This window comes from Actinomyces oris (assembly GCF_001937445.1).
Classification (GTDB): Bacteria; Actinomycetota; Actinomycetes; order Actinomycetales; family Actinomycetaceae; genus Actinomyces; species Actinomyces acetigenes.
The window spans coordinates 1-810 of record NZ_MSKS01000073.1 but is presented as its reverse complement, the minus strand read 5'-3'; the positions used below and the strand labels follow the sequence as shown (position 1 = coordinate 810).

At 69.4% G+C, this 810-nt stretch carries 1 protein-coding gene; it reads left to right on the top strand.

Annotated features, from left to right (window positions below):
* Positions 1-435 precede the first annotated feature (435 nt).
* Positions 436-810: DUF6318 family protein (locus BKH20_RS15090; RefSeq protein WP_430793402.1), on the top strand; the 375-nt coding region annotated here is incomplete at its 3' end.

Here is an 810-nt window from a genome sequence, read left to right as displayed (position 1 = left end):
GGGGTATGGAGTTGTTTCGGTGGCGAGGAGGCTTCCGTGATGAGTGCGTCCCTACGATCCCCCAAGCCTGCGGGCGCCCGGGAGCCGGTATCCGGTCCTGGCCAGGTCACCGTGTCGCGGGGCCCTGTCGTGCACAGGCGTCGCGGCAGGCTGGTTCTCATTGACTCCAGCGAGCCTGCGGAGCAGGTGGCTCTGAGGGGAGGGCTGGAGCAGTCAGGCGGTTGGGCGGCCGCTCCGGAGTTGGGGGTGGCCGAACGTGACCGTTGCTCCCACCCGGGCCCCGGAAGTCACTGCGTTCCTGGAGAGCACGCGAAGCGGGCCGTGCTGGAGGTAGGGGCGGAGCGGCCGGGTGGGGTGGTGCTGTCGTCGCGCAGGGGCCGCCCCAGTTCCCAACCCGAGGCTCGTTTCGGGCGCCGGCGGGGTGTGGCTGGCCTGGTGGTGGTGTGTGTGCTGACGCTGGGGGCGGCGGCCTGCTCAGTGAAGGACGCCAAGGCCGAGGCCAGCGTGAGCGCCAGTGCCAGCGCGTCGGCGGCTATCGCTCGGGCTGAGAAGGGCATTGCGGATGCTAACGCCTCTGCGACCGCCTCCCGGGAAGCGGCTCTGAGTCCTGAGCTGCGCGCCAAGCGCGATGCCGCCCTGGCCGAACCCGCACCGGCCAAGCCCTCCCAGATGAACGAGGAGAGCGCCGAGGGCGCAGCAGCCAGCGTCAGCTACTTCCTCGACCTCTACCGCTACGCCTTCATGACCGGCAACACCACCGAACTCGCCGCCATGAGCGAAGACAGTTGCAAATTCTGCCAATCAGCCATC